Here is a 19,225-nt window from a genome sequence, read left to right as displayed (position 1 = left end):
TGATAATTTAGTTTATGCAATACTTGTCCAAAACATGTTTATTTTTAATTAAGGTAAGAAAGGTAATGGGTTTATTCCACCGTGGTAGCTCCATCCACCGTTGTGTACTTCAAAGTGTAAATGGTTTCCAAATGAATTACCTGTGTTACCTACCCCACCAATCTGTGTACCTTGTGAGACTGATTGCCCATATGATACAGACGGTCTACTTACCATGTGCGCATATACGGTTGTTTTATTTAAGCTTGCATGGTAAATGTAAACTACATTACCGTAACTAGACGAATACTCGGATCTCGTAACCACACCGTCAGCAACAGCGTATATCGGTGTACCAGCACCAGCTGCAAAGTCAAGACCATAATGGTATCCTAAACTTCTACTACCAAAGTGCGAACTAATATATCCAGACGTTGGTCGGATAAACGAACTACTTCCTCCAGTAGAAGTTGATGGAGTAGTTGATGTACCATTATTGGCAGATGATTGTTCTTTTGCTAATTGCTCGACGCGTTCTTTTTCTTTCTTAGCATCTTGGATAGCTTTATCAATAATTGCCTGTTGATTTGCTAATACGCGTCGTTCTTCTTCCATAGATATTTTATATTCTTCTAGATGCTGTTCCTCTTCTTTTAATTCTGATTTCAACGATTGTTTACTAGACAATTGTTGGTTTAATGATGCTTGTAAATTGCTTAACTCTTGCTTTTGTGTTTCAAGAGATGCTTTCTTACTTACCAATCCTTCACGGTTAGCTTCTAAGGACGCTTGCTTATCCTCTAACTCCTTTTGATTGGATTCTAAACTTTCTTTATCCTTCTTTTGTGATTCCATTATTTCTTTATCTTGATCCATGATCTTATTAACAGCTGTAGCTCTATTTATAAAATCACCGAAACTTGAAGCACCCATCAGCACCTCAAAATAAGAGAGGTCTCCACCACTTTTTTGAATCGCACGAAGTCTATTTTTTAGTAACTCTTCACGCTCTTCTATACGCTCTTTTACTTTCTTTATTTCTTCTTTAAGCGCAACAATATCCTCTTCTGTATCTTTGATTTCTGTTTCTGTCTTTTTAATTTCACTTTCTGTAGCCGCTATTTCAGTTTCTTTTGCAGCCACCTTGTTTTGTGTAACTTCTAGTTGATTATCTATTTGGTTAATCTCACTTGTTACCTCTTCTTGCTTTTCTTTATTCTTTTCAATTTTTTCAGCAGTTTCATTTGCTTTATTAGTTATGCTGTTTTTCTGTTGGCTAATATCACTTTTCTCTTCTTTTAGCTCATTGATTTTTTGATTAAGGGATCCAACCCCTTCTGCCGACACATGTTGTGAAACTGGCAGGATGGAAGTAACAACCAAAGTAGAGATTGCTAGATAAGTTAAGGTCTTCTTCATCGTTTATCTTCCCCTTCCCCTCTTATATCTTACAAATTAACTAGTAATTACACTTTTAGGAACTTGCGGACACTCATTACACTACCCCAAACTCCGATCGATGCTCCTATTAATAGAATAATAAGAGAGATCTGCCAGGCAAATGGACTAAACGGTAATAGTTCCACAAAATTAAATTGTTTAAAGGCACTTACATTTTCACTAATATAGTAGTAACCTGTGACGATTACTGCGATAGGTACGATACTCCCTAGTACACCTAATAGCATTCCTTCCACGAAAAACGGCCAGCGAATAAATCCGTTCGTTGCACCGACAAGCTTCATAATGCCAATTTCTCTTTTTCTTGCCATGATTGTAATTTTAATTGTATTTGAAATTAGGAAGATCGCGGTAAATATTAATCCGATAATAAGGGCCAGGCCGATATTTCGGGCTAATTGATTAAATTTGAACAAGTTTTGAACAGCCTCTTGGCCAAACGTAACATTCTCGATATTGTCGATTTTCTTAATCTTTTTAGCAATCGACTCTGTATCAAGAGGATCTGTTGCTTTTATGATATAGGCATGGTTTAATGGGTTGTCCTGTTCATAAAGCTCCCAAACTTCCCCTTCTTCTCCCATACTCTTAACCAAATCTGCTAATTCTTCTTCTTTAGTAGAAAATTCAACACTAGACACTTCCGGAATCTTGTTAATCGCTTCTCCAACCGCTTCTATCTCGGCATCATCAGCAGTTAAATCGACTAATGCTTTTATTTGGACATCCTCTTCTAGTTTGTCCGCAATATGATTTAGGTTGAACATCAAGACTAAAAATGCACCTACCAAGATAAGTGTTGTCGTAACAGCACCCACAGATGCAATTGTCATCCAGCTATTACGAAGGATGTTCTTAGCACCTTCTCTAAAATGCCTTTTCAATGTTCTAAATTTCATAGCCGTATTCACCTCGATGCTCATCACGTGCAATTAAGCCATCTTCAATGGCAATAACACGTTTTTTAATTGTGTTTACTATCTCTTTACTATGAGTAGCCATGATAATCGTTGTCCCACTTGCATTTATTTCTTCTAGTATTCTCATGATTTCCCAAGATGTATCGGGATCAAGGTTACCTGTAGGTTCATCCGCAATTAATAACGAAGGATGATTGACGATAGCTCTAGCAATAGCAACACGCTGCTGCTCTCCTCCAGACAATTCGTCAGGTATAAATCGAGCTTTATTCTTTAACCCTACTTGATCCAACACTTCCATTACACGCTTCCGCATCGCTTTTGGGCTTTCTTCAATTACCTCTAAAGCAAAAGCTACATTTTCATAGACTGTAAAGTTTGGTAGAAGTTTAAAATCCTGAAAGACAACACCAATGTCTCTTCGAAGGTAAGGTACATCTTTCCACTTCATGGTTAGAAGATCTTTATTGTTAACGTTGATGGAACCTTTGGAAGGCTTCTCTTCTCTGAATATTAACTTGATAAACGTTGATTTACCAGCACCACTTGGGCCAACTACATAGACAAACTCGCCTTGTTCTATCATGACGTCAATACCATTTAAAGCCGTCACGCCGTTCGGGTATGTCTTGTAAACTCCCTGCATTTCTATCATATATTAATCACCTTTTTAATTTAATTAGTAAAAAACAATTTTATCTTTTCAATGAATATTATCTCGCAACAAATGTCGAAATTAGCAAGTCCTATTTATTATAACATCTAATTTCAATTTTTTTAGACATATTTTTATTACATTTGTATTTCAAACGCTACTAATTTTTAGCATAATTCTATCTTTTTTGTAAAAGTGTCTTGTTTCTTCAAAATAAAAAAGAACCCATTCTCCTATATTAAGAGATAGGTCCTATGTCCGGTAGACTATTTAATTAGTTATGACGTTTTGAAACCTTCACCTAGTACTTCGGTTGCGTTCATGGCAACCACAAATGCTTTGGCATCCACATGTCTGACAATCTGTTTCACTTTGCTAAATTCGTTTTGCGCGACAACACACATTAGTACTTTTCTTTCTTCGTCCGTATATCCTCCCGTACCATTTAGAACGGTAACACCTCGGTCAATATCATCTAGCAAGACTCGGCGCACTTCTTCAACCTGATCGGTTATAATCATCACATTTTTGGATGTGTTCAAACCAACCTGCACAAAGTCTATCGTTCTGCTAGTTACAAACAGGGCAATTAAGGCATATAATCCTTGTTCCACAGAAAATACAAGCGTTGCCGTCAAGACGATCATTCCATCAAATAAGGCAACACAGACGCCTAGTGGCAGTGGGAAAAATTTATGAAAGATTTGAGCTGCCAAATCAATCCCACCAGTGGAAGCTTTACCACGGAAAACAATTCCTAACCCTAATCCAACACCCATACCACCAAAGATTGCTCCCAGTAATGGATCCGGAGTAGCTGTTGCCCATTCCTTTGTCAAAAAAACAAACAGCGGTAACACAATCGTCCCGACCAATGATTTCAAACCAAAATTTTTCCCGAGCACAAGGACTCCGGTGATAAATAGCGGGATATTAATGAGCCATTGTACAAGCGAAGGCTCCCATCCAAACAAGGATTTTGTTATCGTACTGATCCCAGCAACACCACCTGATGCTATTTCATGTGGCAAAAGAAATACGTTAAATGCTGTTGCAACGAAAAAAGAACCAATAAAAATAAGTGTATATTCAATTATATTAACCAATACACGCGGCATCGGCTCACGTCTATATTTAGTCATCATCACTTAAACACCTCTGTTGTTAAAACTTTTAAGCTCGTAATCAATTCCATGATTTCAACCTTATGGAGTATAACACGCATAGAAGCCTATCACAACAGTGTTTAGCACTGTATTGTAATGGAGTGACAGAGGGATGGAGCGATGTTTTTATACTATAATGATGTGATTCGATGTTTTTGTGAGGATGAAAAGGAGATATGTTCCACTTTGATGGATTTATGTGCCAGTTTGTGATGGATATGTGCCACTTCTAGGAACTTATATGCCATAACATCTCAGATATGTGCCACCTACACCATATCGAACAAAAAAGACCAGATCCATTTAATCTTGACCTGGTCACTACCTCTCCACCATCGGGAATTTAATTTTTATTTCCATCAATTCAGCTTCATATTTATATTCTAAATGACCCATGTTGCTAGTGACGATCTCATGAATGATATATGTACCTAATCCTTCGTGGTGCTCCTGTTTCGAAGTTAGATCGAACCGTTTAAATAAGTTGTCTGCAATTTCGTTAGGTAACGGTAATGTTGTGTTAGTGAGTTCTAAAATATATAAACCTCTATGTATCGACGTATGTAATTGAACTTGTTTATTCGAATGCTCGCTAGCTGCCTCAATTGCATTTGTTAGCAAGTTCGACAATAAACTGACCTGGTCCACAGTTGGGATAGGCAATTGCGAGATTGGTGCATCTAGCTGATATGACACTTCTGAACCAACGTGTTCCGCTTGCTTTTGGTAGGTTAATAAGACCGACGCTGCATGGCCTTCCTCCCCTTTTACCGCAGAATTGACAAGCTGATACTGTTTAATTAAAGCAGCCAGGTATTCCTTTCCTTCATCAAATCTTGACTCCGAAACTAGAAAATCAATCCTACTAACATGTCCCATGAAATCGTGGCGCTGAGCACGAACAACACGGAAAGAATCATCCATCGTCGCTACCTTTTCCATTAAAGTCTCTAACTTTTTTTGATTACTAATTTTTTCAGCAATCACCTTAGAAATGCTTATAAATAGTAGGGTCATTATTAAGGAAACAATAACGTTAACTATTAAATTATGTATTACAAACAAGCTACTACATAACAGCTGAATCAATAGATACGTATATAGTAACCACATTTGCTTAGCCCACTTTTCCGATTGGAGATACAATTTATACGTGATCACCAAACCAACTATAAATATAATAGCGGTAACAGCTGATCGACTAATACTATCTAACCCAACTACAATCGATATCAGTAAAAAGAGGAAAATATGAAAATAATAAAAAGTTCTACTATACAATAAAATTACTCCTTTACAAACCTAGTAAAACTGTTGTTGGTAGGTTTCTAGATTCGCTTTTGTAATCATCGCTGTTTTGTTCGTCTGTTGAAAATGAACAAGATAAGAATGCTTGGAATAGATCGTGAAGTTCTTTATATACTGCACGTTAATAATAAACCCCTTATGGGAACGTATGAAATATTGCTTATTTAATTGTTTTTCCAATTGAACTAGCGATTGGTATGTTTCAAGCTCCTGCGCGAGTGTGACAATCGTTGTAGATCTCCCAGTGCGTTCAATAAAAACAATGTCCTTCTTGTTAATCATATGTATTTCACTTTGCTGTTTCAGCATCAACTTCTCTGAGCTAGTTACCTCTGTTTGCTTTTGTTCAAATCGACCAATCCCTTTTATCAAACGCTCCTTAGAATATGGTTTTAAAATGTAATCAAGCACATCCAGCTCGAACGCATGAACAGCGTAGGCGCTATAGCCTGTTACAAAAATCACTTTAACATCCAATCCATATGTATTTATAAAGTCTGCTAGCTCGTAGCCTGATAAACTAGGCATTTCAATATCTGAGACTAATAAATCTATCTCATCTTTTTTGAGAAGTTCATAAGCCTCTTCAGACTTAGTTGTTGCAAACACAATTTCCACATCTTCTTGTTTGCCAAGAATCAGTTGTAGCTTTTCTAAATCATATACTTGGTCGTCCACTAAACCTACCTTTATCATCCTATCACTCGATCCATCTGTCTTTATTTCTTTTATTGTAACATGGATTAGCAAAAAAATAGACGTTTTGTGACATCATAAGGACGCTTCATGACATACCTACTGACACCCTGTTATTTTTCGCTTATAACTAAGATAACAACTTTAGCACGAGGAGGTCTTTACATGATCCAAATAGATCAAGTAACACGCGTATTTAAAGAAAAGAAAAAGACGGTAACTGCAGTTAATAACGTTTCCTTTTCAATTGAAAAAGGAGAGGTAATCGGATTATTAGGAGAAAACGGGGCAGGGAAAACAACCTTGCTACGAATGATAGCTGGCATTTTAGAGCCAACTTCTGGTGGGATTTCAATAAACAATTTAGATGTACAAAAAAATCCGACTGAAATCAAAAAGACAATAGGTGTTTTGTTCGGTAGTGAAACAGGGTTATACGATCGCCTCACTGCACGGGAAAACCTCCAATATTTTGCTAGGTTATACGGACTAAGTCGCCACCATACGGAAAATCAAATTGAACTGTTAGCTACACGATTTGGTATGAAGGATTATTTAGACCGACGTGTTGGGGGTTTTTCGAAAGGGATGAGGCAAAAAGTAGCCATTGCTAGGACATTAATTCATGACCCACAAGTGATTTTGTTAGATGAACCAACAACTGGTTTAGATATTACATCTGCAAATATGTTTCGTGAGTTTATTCACCATTTGCAAAACGAAGGCAAAACAATCATTTTTTCAAGCCACATTATGGAAGAAGTACAGCAACTTTGCGAAGCGATTGTTATGATTCACAAAGGTAATGTTGTGTATAACGGCACACTTCAAAACCTTTACAAAGAAGAAGAAACAGACAATCTCAATTATATCTTCATGTCCAAAATCGTTAGGGGGAATAGCATTGATTAAACATATTTATTTCAAAGAACTGAAAGACGCTTTTCGTGATAAAAAAACATTATGGCTCAGTATCGTCATTCCAATCCTTTTCAATATTGCGCTCGTTTATTTTATGGATAACTTTATGTTTAGTGTAGATAACGAAGAAGTTATTGATGTTTCGATTAATAGTAATGCAGATGAGGAAGTTGTCAGTTGGTTAGAAGAACTTGAATCTATAAAATTTATTTCAAGTGAAAACCCAGTGGAAGAAGTAACAGATGGTAATACATCACTAGCAGTTGTCGTAGCAGATAATTTCACAGAAGCTCTAGCAACTAATGAAAAACCGGTTATTGAATTACATGGAGACCCAATAAGCACGAAAGCTAGCACAGTTATGGATAAAATTACTGTCTTGCTTTCTAGTAAAAAGGAAATATTAGTCGGAAATACACTACAGGAACAAGGGGTAGACGTTAGCAGCTTAGAACCTTTCACTATCAATCAGTTAAGTCTATCACCAGAAGACGACGCTACCTCTAGCTATATGGTATCGATTTTTGCTCAATTAATCATCGTGCTCGCAGTAATTATGGGTGGCCTCCCAGCATCTACTGATCTGTTTGCAGGAGAGAAAGAACGGAAAACGATGGAAGCCTTGATTATGACACCAGTCAAGCGCATTAACATTGTAACAGGAAAATGGTTAACGATTTCTACATTAGGTGCCATGAGTGGCGTATTCTCTGTCATCACCTTCGTCGTTTTCGTACAGCTATTTACCACTCAAATGAAAAGTGCCATGCAGTTAGACCAGAATTTACCGTTTTTCGTTACTAGCCTATGTATCGGGATCTTCTCATTCGCCTTTTTAATCGCAGCGATCGAAATGTTGCTCAGCATGATAGCCAAAACGGTCAAAGAAGCGCAAAACTACTTGTCACCTATTTCGATGCTTGGCATGGTACCATACTTCATATTACTAATGGTATCACCACACGAATTAACAAACTTGCACTTTCTCGTACCGATTGTAAACATATTCGCCTTAATAAAACAATTAATCGCAGGTATTTATGAAATATCCAGCATTGTCATGGTACTTGGAAGTTCAGCAGTGTTCATCCTATTAATTTTCACAGCCGCTACATTTATGTTTAAGAAGAGTAAATGGGTGCTAGGAGATTCTTAAAATAATTTTTCAGAGGGTGTTTACGAATGAAGAAAATGAGTATGTGCTTTCCAGTTGGTGCAACGATTATTGTCACTATGATTTTACTTCGTCAATTTGAAGTGCACCTACCTGATTTCGTAATGGGATTAGGCTACGGAGTTGGTATTGCACTTGAGCTAATTGGTGTCTATTCGATGAATAATGATACGTCTAAATGGAGACAGTTTAACTTAAATTTGTTCGGTAGATGATCTTTTTATGGAGAGCTTCCTGTGTGGGAGCTCTTTTTAATTTGTAGCTGTTTGCAGCGTACATAATATTAGGCGTGAGTTAGGTTATGTGCCAGTATTGTTTATATATGTGCCACTTTGTATGAGTTATGTGCCACTATTCAGGAGTTATGTGCCACTTCCAAGCATTTATGTGCCAAACGAGAGAGGTTATGTGCCAACAGTACAAAATCATCCTGCCAACAGTAATTCAGCATACAAAAAAGAAGCTCTCTCATCTAAGAAAGAGCCTCTTCCAAAATAATTAATCCATTCTAGAGCGCAAGTATGCATCGATAAACGGGTCAAGGTCACCATCCATCACGCCATTTGTGTTCCCTACTTCATGATTGGTCCGGTGATCTTTAACCATGGAATATGGGTGGAACACGTAGGAACGGATTTGGCTGCCCCATCCGATTTCTTTCTGCTCACCACGGATGTCGTTTAGTTCTTGTTGTTGCCTTTCAATTTCTAATTGGTATAGCTTTGCTTTTAACATTTTCATTGCTTGTTCGCGGTTCTTGATTTGGGAACGTTCTGATTGACACGTTACAACCGTGTTTGTTGGTATGTGTGTAATCCGCACTGCTGAGTCAGTCGTATTAACGTGCTGACCACCTGCACCACTAGAGCGGTACGTATCAATTTTCAGATCCTCAGTTCTAACCTCAATGTCGATATCATCATCAAGCTCTGGCATAACCTCACAAGATACGAAGGAAGTATGTCTACGGCCTGAAGAATCAAATGGTGAAATACGAACTAAACGGTGGACACCTTTTTCCGCCTTCAAATAGCCATAAGCATTATGACCTTTAATCATCAGTGTAACACTCTTCACACCTGCTTCTTCACCAGGGAGATAGTCCATTGTTTCCACTTTAAAGTTCTTTTTCTCAGCCCAGCGCGTGTACATACGCAATAACATGCTTGCCCAGTCTTGGGATTCTGTACCACCAGCACCAGGGTGCAATTCTAAGATAGCATTATTTTTGTCATATGGTTCGCTTAACAGCATAAATAATTCGAATCTGTTTAAAGCCTCTGTTAGTTCCGTGACCTCCGACTCCAATTCTTCGCGTAAATCAGCGTCATCTTCTTCCTTTACAAGCTCATAGGAAACCTCTAGATTCTCAAGGTTCTCTTCATGCTTATCAAAGGTTTGAACCAAATCTTTTAATCCATTTACTTCTCCGATAACCTTTTGAGCACCTTGTTGATCATCCCAAAAGTCAGGCTCTGTCATTAGTTCTTCTAGCTCAGCAATTCGGGCTCTCTTCTCATCTAAGTCAAAGAGACCCCCTAAAGTCCGCTAAACGTTTAGCCATTTTATCTAAATCTTGTCGTATTTCTACTAATTCCATATTATCCACCTCAACTATAATGTATAAAAAGTCGGAAGACACCTCCATATAGGAAGTGCCTTTCCTCTTAACCTCTATAAGCCTTAACGCCCATGACAGTGCTTATACTTCTTACCGCTGCCACATGGACACGGCTCATTACGCCCAACACTTTCTGCTTTCACGTAAGGGCGTTTCACCTTTTTCTTTTCACTCGCTTGGTCGCCAGATACTGCTTGCGTATCCTTCACAACTTCTTCACGTTGTAAGTTTTCACGAATCTGTGCTTTCATAACGTATCTAGCAACATCTTCGTTAATTGATTCGATCATTTGCTCAAACATCGCGAAACCTTCCATTTGGTACTCACGAAGCGGATCGTTTTGTCCATATGCTCGTAAGTGAATACCTTGGCGGAGCTGATCCATTTGGTCAATATGATCCATCCACTTCGTATCAACTGTACGAAGCACAATAACTTTTTCAAATTCACGCATTTGCTCTGGAGTAAGCTCTTCCTCTTTTTGATCGTATTTCACTTTAATTTTCTCCATGATTGAATCGATCATTTCCTGAGGATCCTTACCTTTCAGATCAGCTTCTCCAATTTGATCAGCATCTAAAAGGTTAGCATGAAGATACTCCAATAGACCAGTGATGTTCCATTCTTGTTCATCGTCATCTGCAGTAAAGGAATGTACCGTATTCTCAACTGTAGACTGGATCATTTTTTCAATAATTTCACGTAGGTTATCGGAATCAATAACATCAAAACGTTGTTTATAAATAACTTCACGCTGCTGACGTAACACATCATCATAAGAAAGAACAGTTTTACGAGCATCGAAGTTATTTCCTTCTACTCGTTTTTGAGCGGATTCAACAGCTCTTGAAACCATCTTACTTTCGATCGGTTGAGTATCATCCATCCCTAAACGTTCCATCATGGCTTTCATATTGTCAGAACCGAAACGGCGCATTAGCTCATCTTCCATAGAAAGATAGAACTGTGTAACACCAGGGTCCCCTTGACGACCAGAACGACCACGTAACTGATTATCAATACGGCGAGATTCATGACGCTCTGTACCAATTACCGCTAAACCACCAAGTTCTTTTACACCTTCACCTAGTTTAATATCCGTACCACGACCAGCCATGTTTGTTGCAATGGTTACGGCACCAGGTTGTCCAGCATTTTCAATAATTTCTGCTTCGCGATAGTGATTTTTCGCATTTAAAACGTTATGCTTTACGCCAGCTTTTTTCAATAGCTGAGATATTAATTCAGAAGTTTCAACCGCTACCGTACCAACCAATACTGGTTGTCCTTTTTGATAACGAGTTTTAATTTCCTCAACAACAGCTCTAAACTTGCCTTCCATTGACTTATAAATTAAATCCGCTTTATCGTCACGAACGATCGGGCGGTTCGTTGGAATAGCAATAACGTCCATGTTATAAATATTACGGAATTCCTCTTCCTCCGTTTTTGCCGTACCAGTCATCCCAGCAAGCTTTTCATACATACGGAAAAAGTTTTGGAACGTAATCGATGCTAACGTCATACTTTCATTCTGGATCTGTAATCCCTCTTTAGCTTCGATTGCTTGGTGAAGCCCATCACTATAACGACGACCTTTCATTAGACGTCCAGTAAATTGGTCAACAATGACTACTTGATCTTCTTCCACCACATAATCTGTATCACGTTGCATGGATACATGTGCTTTTAGTGCTTGGTTAATATGGTGAGTTAGTGTCACGTTATTTAAATCATAAAGGTTTTCAATTCCGAAGAAACGCTCTGCCTTATTGATACCTTCTTCCGTTAATTGAACACCTTTGGATTTCACATCATACGTGTAATCATCTTCATCTTTTAACGTACGCACAAATGAATTAGCGTGTTGATACAGACTGGCTGATTTTGATGCAGATCCAGAAATAATCAATGGTGTTCTTGCTTCATCAATTAAAATGGAGTCAACCTCATCGATAATCGCAAAATGCAACGGACGCTGTACCATTTGCTCTTTATAAAGCACCATGTTATCACGAAGGTAGTCAAACCCATATTCGTTGTTTGTACCATACGTAATGTCAGCTAGATACGCTTCTCGCTTTTGTTCTTTTGTCATGCTATTCGCGTTAAAACCAACCGTTAGGCCAAGAAATTCATAAAGTTGTCCCATTTCACGAGAGTCACGTTCAGCCAAATAATCGTTCACTGTAATAACGTGAACACCTTTACCAGTCAATGCATTTAAGTAAGCTGGCATAGTAGACGCTAATGTTTTACCTTCCCCAGTTTTCATCTCAGCTATGTTACCTTCGTGCATCGCAACAGCACCTTGAATCTGTACAGGGAATGGACGCATATTTAGAACTCTTTTCGCCCCTTCACGAACAACAGCGTATGCCTCAACCATTAAATCATCAAGACTTTCACCATCTTGATATCGCTTTTTAAGTTCCTCTGTTTTAGCTCTTAAACCATCGTCCGTTAGCTTTTCAAACTCTGGTTCTAGCGCTTCAATTTCGTCAACTACTTTTTGCAACCTGCTTAGTTGGCGTTGGTTACCATCCCCGAAGACTTTCTTTAGTAATCCACGCATATAAACGCTCCTCTATTTAGTGAAAAATTTTTATTTAATTTAAGCTATATATTGCTATTAGTTAATTTTTAAATCCAAACTTAATAATAACACTAGCACCTTGCAAAGACAAGAATCCCGATATGTCCAAGTTGCGTACAAATAAGCAGCCCAGGGGATGAGCTACTTATTTGAGTGGGACGTATTCGTGGATAAAGGAGGTCTTGCTTCAGCAAATGTCGTGTGGGGTGAGCTGGAGGAATAAAGCACATGTCGCTCAAGACTAATTTGCCTTTGATTTATTTCATTTAATTTTCGATTATTAACAGCAAGTATGGCAAGTAACTGTGTAATGGTTTCCTCATGCTGTTCCAGTTTGCGACAAATAGATTGATAGGATTGCTCCTGATCTACTGACATAGAATACGCCCCCTTTTCGTTACTTACTTTATAGCATGTAAACGAAAAAGAAGCTAATCAGCATATGAGAAAAATGCTATGTAAGCTATATGTTAAAAATATGTTTTGATTATGTAAATTTACGTTTCCTGAAATTTTTTTATGATAAATTATATATTGTTGAAGTATTTGAAAAAAATTAGAGGAGACTCACTAGGAATCCCCTCTGTCTAACATCAATTTATTAGCTTGGCTCTATTAATCCATAACGACCATCACGGCGTTTGTACACTACATTCGTATTCCCAGAAACGGCGTTAGTAAATACGAAGAACTCGTGACCAAGCATATCCATTTGTAAAATTGCTTCTTCTGAATCCATTGGCTTTAAGTCGAATCGTTTATTACGAACGATTTCCATTTCACTTTCTTCGTCTTCTTCTACCGCTGTTTGGGCAGCCATTGCTTCTTTTTCTAATTCAGCAAAAACGTGCTTTGGTGCACCATTTTGACGGAACTTACGGTTAACTTTTGTTTTATATTTACGAATTTGACGTTCTAGCTTATCTACAACAAGGTCGATGGCAGCATATAGATCATTGTGATTCTCTTCGGCACGAAGTAATAAATTTGTCATCGGAATCGTAACCTCTATTTGTTGTTCATCGTTATAGACACTTATGTTCACGTTTACATCAGATGTTGGCGGAGTATCAAAATAACGCTCTAACTTCCCAATCTTCTTCTCAACGTAATCCTTAATGGCACTTGTAACCTCGACATTTTCACCACGGATGTTATATTTCATAAAAGTGTCCTCCTTTTTTTAACCTATGTATTTATATTCTAGGATACCCTTATAAAATCCTTCTTAAACAGGTAAATTTCTTTGTCGAATGTGGCGATTTTTTGTCTATTGATAAAATGGAATATAAAGTTTGATAAGTAATGAAAGTATTCATTTTTCAACGGTTAAAATAACCTTAAAAAATAGCAATCATTTAATCATTATCAAACACCTGTTCAAACAAATGGAAAGGCAATTGCAGCATTGGTATTAGGAATTTTATCTATTCTTATTCCTTATCTAGGTTTTTTCCTTGGAATTATTGGTATCGTTCTGGCAGCCAAAGCCCTTAAAGAAATTAGAAATTACAACCAAGGTGGCCGTGGTCTGGCGAATGCTAGTTTAACAACTAGCATTATTGGTACGTCATTTTATGCAATTCTAATACTCATGGTAGTTCTTAGTTTGGCTATGTTTGCAAGCATGTAACTAATAGATACAGTGAATCCCAGCTAGTTATTTTAGTTGGGATTTTTTATTTCACCTAACACTATACTATTATGATTTACTCCTAGCCAAATTTTGTTCACGCCTTGCCCTTCTCCCCTTATAGTTGACAACAATTATTCCAATCGCAACCATTGTTATCGCAGCGAAAATAAACAAGTTCAATTCCTCACCGGGAATAAAAATCGACGACAAAACAGCACCCGAGACAGGAACAATAAACTTGTACATACTAATCTCTCCGGCCTGATTGTATTTTAATAGAGAATACCAAAGTCCGAACGCAACTGCAGATAGAATGGCTGAGTAAACCAATAACCCTACTCCAAATGGGGTGAAAACGATCGCTCCATCGTTGATCTGTGGAACACCAATCAGTAGCAAAATGGACGCCCCCAAACTCAATTGCCAACCAGTAACAGCAAATGGATGAATACCTGTTGCAAGCTCCTTAGCCATGATTGTTGCAACCGCACTAGTGATTCCGGACAGGATCATATAGCCTTCCCCGTCCCACTGAAAATTTAATTGAAATTCTTGCCCCCAATTCGCAATCGCAATCCCTGAAAAGCCTGCGATCAATCCGACAGCTTTTTTCCAACTTAGACGATCATTTTTATAAAAATAATGGGCTAGGATTACCGTAAAAAACGTTCCACTAGAGGAAAGAATGGCTCCCTGCATACCAGATACTTTTGCTAGACCATTGTAGAAGAAAAAGTATTGTAGCGCAGTCTGGACTATCCCTAAGATTATTAATATCATAAACTGTCGACTTGTAACTAAAATCCTTTTCGGGCTAATAACTAATAGAAACGCTAGCACAAGAAGGCCAGCCAGTAAGAACCGGATCCCAGCAAAGACAATTTTCGCAATGATATCATCTGGACTCATTTGCAGCTCCTCATAGCTAACTTTTAATACTGGAAAGGCACTTCCCCACAGGATCGAGCAGAATACAGCTATCCCGATCACCGATATTTTATTTTTAAATAAACCTCTCAATTTATGTCATCTCCTGCTTGTTTTATATCAATAAGGTATATCGTATGTTATTGTGAAATTTTTAGCAAAGAAAGTGATTCAGAGCGTTGGAAAGAGTTAAAGGGGGGATATAAAGAAGCATGTGAAATTACTTCGAAAACCTACGATTCATTACTAACATCCTTACGATTAGTAACATATTGCACAATCATCCAAAGTAAGTTTAATAGAGCGATATAAGGGAGAGAAAAGAAGTACACAAAGAATATCCCACCTACCAATTCGGCCAGTATCCTACCAAACGAGTTTAGAATATATGCAAGAATCATTACTGCGAAAAATGGAAGTAGCGTAATAGCAAAATAAAATCCACTTAATTTGAGGAAAACGAGTCTTCTCGACTTTAATATCTTCGTTTGAATAGACGATCCCAACAGCATGGAAACAATCGTAACAAATGCAGCGAATATAAGCATTCCATCACCCTTTCTTACATATAGGTACTTACTATGGAAGAAGGTTACTAATAATTTTTTCTAGTAACCTTCTTATTTAACTTATTTATTTATTTATTTATTTATTTATAAGTCCAGCTATCCGATCAATAATCGTCTTCTCCCCATCCTTATCCCCATACCTAACTCTGTCATATTCTAGTTCCAACTCAGCCAGTAAAGCTTGCCGATCAGGGTACTCCTGTTCAAGCTGCCTAATCATTTCATGTGCAGTAGCGGAAAGGGAAAGCTTAGAACCAGATTTACTATGTTCCTTTATTAAATGCTTATAGATAAAGCGAACCTTTTCACGCGAGGATAAATTATCAAACTTTACCGGTCTTTTGTATATTCTTCCAAACATATTTTTAACCTTTTCTTGCCCCTGCTTACGCCACAAATTCCAGTCAAAACTGCTTTCCTTTTCATCAACATATTCGTTCTCTGTTTCAGTTTTGTTCCCCCTGCTAAATACTTGTTTAAATAAACCCCTAACAAAACGATACGCGGTAATTAACCACCCTCGGAAACGTTTTACAAAAACAGCCAACAATAAAAAAATAAATACAACTATGGCAAGGTAACCCGTCAAAATCATTAGCTTTTCCATCAAAATGGCAAAAAGGGATGGGTCATATTCTTCCGGTTGCATCATTAGAGGCTGTTGTGCTTGTTGCTTTGGTGTTTCAAGGGGTTCGGGTTCAGATTCGAATAGGGTAAGAAATCCGATTACTCCTTGAGCAACAGACTTAACAGCAACAAATAACGCGTGTTGAATCACTTGAAAATTAGTAATTACACCAATGACGAGAATCGTTACGATAAGGAAAACACGATTATTTCTCTTAATCTCACTACTAACGCGGGGCTGTTCTTTTTTCGATAGTGTTGCCGTTGCAAGGTGTTGGTCGTTAGATATAAACAAAGCCAGTATCAGTAGGACTACACCTAAAACCGTAACAGGACTTTGATAAGGTACCAATTTATCGACGTATTTAAATAAAAAGTAGCCTATAAAGTAGACAGGTATCCCTAACGACCACATATACACACTTGAAAAGAGCCTACCCCATTCGTTTTCTGCGTATAACAAAGCTCGATAAGCAACTACTAAACTGACGAGGCAACTAGCAGCTAATTCCAACCATGTTTCTTGAAAAAGATAAGTAAATACACCAACAACAGCAAGACCAAACAAAATAGGGATCCATCTAGGTTGATTCAAGAAAATCACACGGAAAGCTATTACGATCAGAAAGATAATGGCTATGCTAGATAACCAAATAACTAATGTTTGATCTGGTACAAAATAAACTGCAAGCCATAAGAATATTGGGAAAAGGACAATGTATTCGACTAATCCTTGAAGAAATTTCAATGCGATTACCTTTAACTTACTGCGCAATTTCTTCACCCACCTCTCCCATGTCATCTTGCAACTGAACCACTTCAACTGCATTTCCCATAGTTTCAAGTTGCCTAATTTTCACTTGCATCTTATCAGTTACAATCGCTGTTATGATAAGGATATCAGCATTCGTTCTTTCCTGATCAATGTCTTCTTGTAAAAAGCTAAAAAAGGTTCTACTTCGATCCATCTTTAGCTTTGCTATTGTGTCTAGCAAATAAGCTATTTGCCCATTACTACTGCTTGGTTCTATTCGAACAGACTCCTTGACCGGATCAGTCGAATTTGTAAATGGCTCTACAAAATAGGCATTACATCCGAAGCCGGTCTGGATGCCATTACTAATCGTGTGATTAGCAATCGATGCAGCATAGGATAATCCTCTTTCAATTACCGCTTCATTATAAATTGGTAAACGAAAATCCTCCGATAAATCAAAGTTAACGTAGATCATTAAATGATGGTCAGCCGTGAAATCTCGCTTATTGATTTGCAGTTGACCTGTTCGTGCCGTTGCTTTCCAATTGACTGCATTCATTGGATCACCATAAGCATATTCACGTACCCCAGCATATAAAAAGGGATCCTCAACGATCCACCTTCGAACCGTAATATCTCCTAGCCAACTGTGCGATGGAAGTGGAATCTCCTTGATTGGTACGATACGAGGATAGACCGTCATACTCGCCTTTGCTTCAACGGATTGAAACGTTTCCCCAAAACCAATCACATCTCCAGTAGCGATAGAGACAGTTTGCAATGGATAATATCCTCTTTTTACACATGTCAGCTTATGCCTTCTCGTAATTTTTTGAAATGGTAAAAGGGTAAACAATGTTCGATGAAACTGATCGTCTTCCTGATTCAAATTAGGATGAATTGTGCTTTTATGAAACACGAGATTCGGATTCATCTTTGACTCTAGTCGCAACCATGGTAGCGGAAGAAGTTTATGATTAGAAATACGATCAATCATCTCCACCTCTTCCCCTTCAAAGGCCGTTTCTTGACTGAAGGTTCGCGTATATTTGATACGATTTAGTCCCCATTTACTGTAGACAGCACCCTGAGCAAGCATAACCATTAGGGTAATAAAGATCGTCCAAGCAATACTCATTTTTCATTCCATTCCTTTGCAAGTTCCTCTTCTGTAGGTACCTGTACTTCGTTTAGGATCTTTGCTAAAATATCGTGTGCTTGATTTTGTTTCGTTCCAATTCGTTGATTTAGAACAAGTCGGTGCGCTAAAACAGGCTTAACCATTGCCTTTACATCATCTGGAATAACAAATTCACGCCCCTGAATCAACGCATAAACCTGAACGGCTTTTAATAAAGCCTGACTTCCACGCGGACTAACGCCTAACGCTAAATCAGAGTGGGATCTTGTTTGTTCAATAATATCCATCATGTAAGAAAGAATATCTTCACTTACCATTACTTGAGAATATAACTGTTGCATTTCGATGATCTCTTCTGAACTCAAAACTTGTTGAATATTCTCTAACGGATTTTTTTCTTTGAATCGTTTTAGGATGGAAATGCCTTCTTCTTTAGTTGGGTAGCCTATATTAATTTTTAATAAAAAGCGGTCCAGCTGTGCCTCTGGTAACGGAAAGGTTCCTTGGCTTTCTACAGGGTTTTGTGTCGCGATTACTAAAAATGGAGCTAATAGTTTACGAGTTTCACCATCAACCGTAACCTGTCTTTCCTCCATTGCTTCTAGCAAACTAGATTGCGTTCTCGGGGTAGCACGGTTTATCTCATCCGCTAAGAGTATATTTGAAAAAATCGGACCTTCTCGAAACTCAAATTCTCCTTTTTGCTGACTATAAAAATTAATCCCGGTAACATCTGAAGGAAGTAGGTCCGGAGTGAATTGTATGCGCTTAAATTTACTAGATAAAGATTTAGCAAGCGTCTTCGCCATCAGCGTTTTCCCTGTTCCAGGTACATCCTCTAATAAGACATGACCGGAAGAAATAAGTGCTACTAAAAGTAGGTCGATGGTGTCATTTTTACCGACGATAACTTGTTGGATGTTGGATTTTATTTTTTGGGATAAATGTTGGATTTGGTCTATTTTCATAAATGGTTAACCCCTTTCATATATTTACTGTTAAGTTCCATTATACAACCTATGCTCTCATTATCCCTACTATTTCCGTAAAAAAACCTGTTGCACGATAAT

At 37.9% G+C, this 19,225-nt stretch carries 19 protein-coding genes; 4 read left to right on the top strand and 15 right to left on the bottom strand.

The window, feature by feature from the left end:
- Positions 1–48: 48 nt before the first annotated feature.
- The 6 genes from H7K77_RS20645 to H7K77_RS20620 all read right to left on the bottom strand — a co-directional run bounded on the left by H7K77_RS20645 (position 49) and on the right by H7K77_RS20620 (position 6,185).
- Positions 49–1,398: a murein hydrolase activator EnvC family protein gene (locus H7K77_RS20645; protein ID WP_186580859.1), complete on the bottom strand. Its 1,350-nt coding sequence runs from the start codon at positions 1,396–1,398 to the stop codon at positions 49–51.
- A 47-nt stretch (positions 1,399–1,445) separates the two neighbouring features.
- Positions 1,446–2,339 carry a permease-like cell division protein FtsX gene (gene ftsX / locus H7K77_RS20640; RefSeq protein WP_186580857.1) on the bottom strand — a complete coding sequence of 298 codons (894 nt, stop codon included), beginning with the start codon at positions 2,337–2,339 and terminating at the stop codon, positions 1,446–1,448.
- Complete coding sequence (ftsE, locus tag H7K77_RS20635; protein ID WP_186580855.1) at positions 2,329–3,015, bottom strand: cell division ATP-binding protein FtsE; 687 nt, start codon at positions 3,013–3,015, stop codon at positions 2,329–2,331. Before ftsE ends, ftsX begins: the two co-directional genes overlap by 11 nt.
- A 278-nt stretch (positions 3,016–3,293) precedes the next feature.
- On the bottom strand, positions 3,294–4,157 hold the full coding sequence (locus tag H7K77_RS20630; RefSeq protein ID WP_186580981.1) for a YitT family protein: 864 nt from the start codon (positions 4,155–4,157) through the stop codon (positions 3,294–3,296).
- Positions 4,158–4,502: 345 nt separating this feature from the next.
- Complete coding sequence (locus H7K77_RS20625) at positions 4,503–5,462, bottom strand: sensor histidine kinase (protein WP_186580853.1); 960 nt, start codon at positions 5,460–5,462, stop codon at positions 4,503–4,505.
- A gap of 21 nt (positions 5,463–5,483) precedes the next feature.
- Positions 5,484–6,185: a LytR/AlgR family response regulator transcription factor gene (locus H7K77_RS20620; RefSeq protein WP_186580851.1), complete on the bottom strand. Its 702-nt coding sequence runs from the start codon at positions 6,183–6,185 to the stop codon at positions 5,484–5,486.
- A 165-nt stretch (positions 6,186–6,350) separates the two neighbouring features.
- Between H7K77_RS20620 and H7K77_RS20615 the strand changes: the two genes are divergently transcribed.
- Genes H7K77_RS20615 through H7K77_RS20605 form a run of 3 tightly spaced genes read left to right on the top strand, consistent with a single transcriptional unit; the run spans position 6,351 to position 8,495 of the window.
- Positions 6,351–7,097: an ATP-binding cassette domain-containing protein gene (locus tag H7K77_RS20615; protein WP_186580849.1), complete on the top strand. Its 747-nt coding sequence runs from the start codon at positions 6,351–6,353 to the stop codon at positions 7,095–7,097.
- Entirely contained in the window at positions 7,090–8,262 is a 1,173-nt protein-coding gene (locus H7K77_RS20610; protein ID WP_186580847.1) for an ABC transporter permease, read from the top strand. The genes H7K77_RS20615 and H7K77_RS20610 overlap by 8 nt, the downstream gene beginning before the upstream one ends.
- A gap of 26 nt (positions 8,263–8,288) precedes the next feature.
- Complete coding sequence (locus tag H7K77_RS20605; RefSeq protein WP_186580845.1) at positions 8,289–8,495, top strand: hypothetical protein; 207 nt, start codon at positions 8,289–8,291, stop codon at positions 8,493–8,495.
- 283 nt (positions 8,496–8,778) lie between these two features.
- Here the strand turns inward: H7K77_RS20605 and prfB are convergent.
- From prfB to hpf, 4 genes are all read right to left on the bottom strand, one after another.
- A protein-coding gene (gene prfB, locus H7K77_RS20600; protein WP_186580843.1) for a peptide chain release factor 2 occupies positions 8,779–9,880 on the bottom strand; the annotation gives its coding sequence in 2 pieces (ribosomal slippage) (positions 8,779–9,807 and positions 9,809–9,880; 1,101 coding nt in all).
- Between the two features lie 83 nt (positions 9,881–9,963).
- Entirely contained in the window at positions 9,964–12,477 is a 2,514-nt protein-coding gene (gene secA, locus H7K77_RS20595; RefSeq protein WP_186580841.1) for a preprotein translocase subunit SecA, read from the bottom strand.
- A gap of 162 nt (positions 12,478–12,639) precedes the next feature.
- Positions 12,640–12,876 carry a hypothetical protein gene (locus H7K77_RS20590; protein WP_186580839.1) on the bottom strand — a complete coding sequence of 79 codons (237 nt, stop codon included), beginning with the start codon at positions 12,874–12,876 and terminating at the stop codon, positions 12,640–12,642.
- A 223-nt stretch (positions 12,877–13,099) separates the two neighbouring features.
- The gene (gene hpf / locus H7K77_RS20585; protein ID WP_186580837.1) at positions 13,100–13,663 is read right to left on the bottom strand and encodes a ribosome hibernation-promoting factor, HPF/YfiA family; all 564 of its coding nucleotides are present in this window, start codon (positions 13,661–13,663) and stop codon (positions 13,100–13,102) included.
- 243 nt (positions 13,664–13,906) lie between these two features.
- Between hpf and H7K77_RS20580 the strand changes: the two genes are divergently transcribed.
- Positions 13,907–14,131, top strand: a complete 225-nt coding sequence (locus H7K77_RS20580; RefSeq protein WP_222599481.1) for a DUF4190 domain-containing protein — start codon at positions 13,907–13,909, stop codon at positions 14,129–14,131.
- Positions 14,132–14,200: 69 nt separating this feature from the next.
- Here H7K77_RS20580 and H7K77_RS20575 read toward each other — a convergent pair whose 3' ends face one another.
- From H7K77_RS20575 to H7K77_RS20555, 5 genes are all read right to left on the bottom strand, one after another.
- Positions 14,201–15,154, bottom strand: coding sequence for a DMT family transporter (locus H7K77_RS20575; protein WP_186580835.1), 954 nt, complete (start codon positions 15,152–15,154; stop codon positions 14,201–14,203).
- A 140-nt stretch (positions 15,155–15,294) separates the two neighbouring features.
- A complete protein-coding gene (locus H7K77_RS20570; protein ID WP_186580833.1) occupies positions 15,295–15,609 on the bottom strand; it encodes a hypothetical protein in 315 nt (104 codons plus the stop codon).
- A 97-nt stretch (positions 15,610–15,706) separates the two neighbouring features.
- Complete coding sequence (locus tag H7K77_RS20565; RefSeq protein ID WP_186580831.1) at positions 15,707–17,041, bottom strand: MFS transporter; 1,335 nt, start codon at positions 17,039–17,041, stop codon at positions 15,707–15,709.
- Complete coding sequence (locus H7K77_RS20560; protein WP_186580829.1) at positions 17,022–18,152, bottom strand: DUF58 domain-containing protein; 1,131 nt, start codon at positions 18,150–18,152, stop codon at positions 17,022–17,024. The genes H7K77_RS20565 and H7K77_RS20560 overlap by 20 nt, the downstream gene beginning before the upstream one ends.
- Positions 18,149–19,123 (bottom strand): AAA family ATPase, encoded by a 975-nt coding sequence (locus H7K77_RS20555; protein ID WP_186580827.1) that lies wholly within the window; start codon positions 19,121–19,123, stop codon positions 18,149–18,151. Before H7K77_RS20555 ends, H7K77_RS20560 begins: the two co-directional genes overlap by 4 nt.
- Between the last annotated feature and the right edge of the window lie 102 nt (positions 19,124–19,225).

It is taken from the genome of Aquibacillus kalidii (assembly GCF_014280935.1).
GTDB classification, from domain to species: domain Bacteria; phylum Bacillota; class Bacilli; order Bacillales; family Amphibacillaceae; genus Aquibacillus_D; species Aquibacillus_D kalidii.
The sequence above is the reverse complement of the archived record's forward strand: the minus strand, read 5'-3'. Positions and strand labels throughout refer to the sequence as shown.

What these genes read in the sequence shown, in the direction of transcription:
- H7K77_RS20645 (WP_186580859.1), bottom strand. Translation starts at nt 1,398, where the DNA reads ATGAAGAAGACCTTAACTTATCTAGCAATCTCTACTTTGGTTGTTACT.
- ftsX (WP_186580857.1), bottom strand. Translation starts at nt 2,339, where the DNA reads ATGAAATTTAGAACATTGAAAAGGCATTTTAGAGAAGGTGCTAAGAAC.
- ftsE (WP_186580855.1), bottom strand. Translation starts at nt 3,015, where the DNA reads ATGATAGAAATGCAGGGAGTTTACAAGACATACCCGAACGGCGTGACG.
- H7K77_RS20630 (WP_186580981.1), bottom strand. Translation starts at nt 4,157, where the DNA reads ATGACTAAATATAGACGTGAGCCGATGCCGCGTGTATTGGTTAATATA.
- H7K77_RS20620 (WP_186580851.1), bottom strand. Translation starts at nt 6,185, where the DNA reads ATGATAAAGGTAGGTTTAGTGGACGACCAAGTATATGATTTAGAAAAG.
- H7K77_RS20615 (WP_186580849.1), top strand. Translation starts at nt 6,351, where the DNA reads ATGATCCAAATAGATCAAGTAACACGCGTATTTAAAGAAAAGAAAAAG.
- H7K77_RS20605 (WP_186580845.1), top strand. Translation starts at nt 8,289, where the DNA reads ATGAAGAAAATGAGTATGTGCTTTCCAGTTGGTGCAACGATTATTGTC.
- secA (WP_186580841.1), bottom strand. Translation starts at nt 12,477, where the DNA reads ATGCGTGGATTACTAAAGAAAGTCTTCGGGGATGGTAACCAACGCCAA.
- H7K77_RS20590 (WP_186580839.1), bottom strand. Translation starts at nt 12,876, where the DNA reads ATGTCAGTAGATCAGGAGCAATCCTATCAATCTATTTGTCGCAAACTG.
- hpf (WP_186580837.1), bottom strand. Translation starts at nt 13,663, where the DNA reads ATGAAATATAACATCCGTGGTGAAAATGTCGAGGTTACAAGTGCCATT.
- H7K77_RS20570 (WP_186580833.1), bottom strand. Translation starts at nt 15,609, where the DNA reads ATGCTTATATTCGCTGCATTTGTTACGATTGTTTCCATGCTGTTGGGA.
- H7K77_RS20560 (WP_186580829.1), bottom strand. Translation starts at nt 18,152, where the DNA reads ATGAGTATTGCTTGGACGATCTTTATTACCCTAATGGTTATGCTTGCT.
- H7K77_RS20555 (WP_186580827.1), bottom strand. Translation starts at nt 19,123, where the DNA reads ATGAAAATAGACCAAATCCAACATTTATCCCAAAAAATAAAATCCAAC.